The following is a 247-nucleotide window of genomic DNA, read 5'->3' as shown; positions in this document are numbered from 1 at the left end:
CCATCACATACCCGATTCGCTGGAGTGTCTAACAAGACCTTCTGGCTACAGAATTTCTTGACGACCATAGAGCATTGGAACCACCTGATCCCATCCCGAACTCAGCAGTGAAACGATGCATCGCCGATGGTAGTGTGGGGTTTCCCCATGTGAGAGTAGGTCATCGTCAAGATTAAATTCCGAAACCCCCACTTGCGAAAGCAGGTGGGGGTTTTGTCTTTCCGGGCCCGCAGGACCTTCAGCGCTG

The 247-nt window shown here is 52.6% G+C and carries 1 rRNA gene; it reads left to right on the top strand.

The window, feature by feature from the left end:
• The first annotated feature begins 56 nt into the window (after positions 1-56).
• Positions 57-172: ribosomal RNA gene (rrf, locus tag PMM47T1_RS28565) — 5S ribosomal RNA — on the top strand.
• The last annotated feature ends 75 nt before the right edge of the window (positions 173-247 follow it).

Origin of the sequence: Pseudomonas sp. M47T1 (genome assembly GCF_000263855.1) — a bacterium.
Taxonomy (GTDB): Bacteria; Pseudomonadota; Gammaproteobacteria; order Pseudomonadales; family Pseudomonadaceae; genus Aquipseudomonas.
The sequence above is the reverse complement of the archived record's forward strand: the minus strand, read 5'-3'. Positions and strand labels throughout refer to the sequence as shown.